The organism is Staphylococcus sp. EG-SA-2, from assembly GCF_017152085.1.
In genome coordinates this window covers 1-2,035 of sequence record NZ_JACYHC010000671.1, presented here as the reverse complement: position 1 = coordinate 2,035, position 2,035 = coordinate 1, and the positions used below count along the sequence as shown (strand labels likewise).

At 30.5% G+C, this 2,035-nt stretch carries 3 protein-coding genes; all 3 read left to right on the top strand.

Annotated features, from left to right (window positions below; translation table 11 throughout):
• The coding region (locus tag IDG60_RS27485; RefSeq protein WP_481906091.1) for a hypothetical protein at nucleotides 1-72 on the top strand (72 nt) is incomplete at its 5' end.
• Nucleotides 73-122: 50 nt separating this feature from the next.
• Nucleotides 123-1,109 carry an ABC transporter ATP-binding protein gene (locus IDG60_RS12120; protein ID WP_001067052.1) on the top strand — a complete coding sequence of 329 codons (987 nt, stop codon included), beginning with the start codon at nucleotides 123-125 and terminating at the stop codon, nucleotides 1,107-1,109.
• Between the two features lie 2 nt (nucleotides 1,110-1,111).
• The coding region (locus tag IDG60_RS12115; RefSeq protein WP_206160744.1) for an ABC transporter ATP-binding protein at nucleotides 1,112-2,035 on the top strand (924 nt) is incomplete at its 3' end.

Genomic DNA, 2,035 nt, shown 5'->3' with positions numbered 1-2,035 from the left:
GATAAAGTACGAAACTTAGACATTGAAATTGGAACTGATCAAAGTTTATATAATTTAACTAAAGAAGCTTAGTAATGTAACCTCGACGATTTTGTCGAGGTTTACTTATATGGGGGGATGTTATGAATAATGTATTGTTAGAGGTTAAAGATTTAGAAACATCATTAAAAATAAATAATGAATGGTTAGCAACTGTTGAAAATATTTCTTTTGAATTATCTAAAGGAGAAGTTTTGGGTATAGTAGGGGAATCTGGTTGCGGTAAGTCCATATTAAGTAAGTCAATTATTAAATTATTACCAGAAAAGATATCTAAACTAAGTAGTGGAGAAGTTATATTTGATGGTAAACGAATCGATACGCTCAATGAGAAGCAATTGCTAGATATTCGAGGAAATGATATTGCTATGATTTTTCAAGAACCTATGACTGCTTTAAATCCTGTATTTACCATAAAAAATCAACTTGTGGAATCTATAAAATCACATAAAAAAATTTCTAAAAAAGAAGCAAATAACTTAGCAAAAGATTTACTAAAAAAAGTTGGAATTGCTAGACAAGATGAAATATTAAATAGCTATCCTCATCAATTATCTGGTGGTATGAGACAAAGAGTAATGATTGCAATGGCCATTTCATGTTCTCCTAAATTATTAATTGCTGATGAACCTACAACAGCATTGGATGTCACGATTCAAGCGCAAATATTAGACTTATTAAAAGAATTGCAAAAGGAAACGCAAATGGCAATTATGATGATTACACATGATTTGAGTGTAGTTGCTGAGTTTTGCGATAAAGTCTTAGTTATGTATGCAGGTCAAATTGTAGAATTTGGAGGCATAAAAGAAATACTACACAATCCGAAACATCCTTATACCCAAAAATTATTATCAACAATTCCAAAACTTAAAGAAGGGCAGAAACGACTTGAAACGATAGAAGGAATTGTGCCATCAATCCAAGCATTTCACGTTAATAAGTGCAGATTTGCAAATAGATGTAACAAAAAACTGGATATTTGTAATAATCAATCTCCTAAAATGCATGTTTGTGAAGACGTCATTGTACGTTGTCATTTGTACAAAAATGAATATAAGGAGATATAAGAATGGAAAATATTTTAGAAGTCAACCAAATAAAAAAATACTACAAAATTAAAACTGGATTATTACAAAAAACTCAGTACGTTAAAGCTGTTGATGACGTATCGTTTTCAATAAAAAAAGGACAAACTTTTGGATTAGTAGGAGAATCGGGTTGTGGTAAGTCAACGTTAGGTAAAGTGATTATCAGGCTTGAAGATGCAACTTCAGGTTCAATAATTGTTAATGGTGAAGATATAACAAGATTACAAGGTAAAAAACTCAGAAAATCACGACAACAATATCAGATGATATTTCAAGATCCGTATGCATCATTGAATCCGATGCAAATGGTTGGAGATATCATTTCAGAACCTATTTTAAATTATAAAAAATTGCCAAAAGAAGAAATAAAAAAAGAAGTACTATATTTATTAAAATGTGTTGGCCTAAGTGAAGATGCATATTATAAATATGCACATGAATTTTCAGGTGGACAGAGACAAAGAGTGGGAATTGCAAGAGCATTGGCTTTGCGTCCGAGTTTAATTGTTGCTGATGAGCCTGTAAGTGCATTAGATGTATCTGTTCAATCTCAAGTACTGAATTTATTAAAAGATTTACAAGAGCAATTTAAGTTAAGCTATTTATTTATCGCGCATGATTTAAGTGTAGTGAAACATATTAGTGATGTAATTGGAGTTATGTATTTAGGTCATATAGTTGAAATTGCATCTGATAAAGAAATTTATGAAAATCCCAAACATCCATATACAAAAGCATTAATTTCATCAATACCACAAATTGATAAACATAATAACAATAGAATTATATTAAAAGGAGAATTACCTTCGCCAAGTAATCCGCCGCAAGGTTGTCCTTTTCATACAAGATGTCCGATTGCAAAAGATAAATGTAAAGAAAATATACCACAATTAAAGGACATTGGT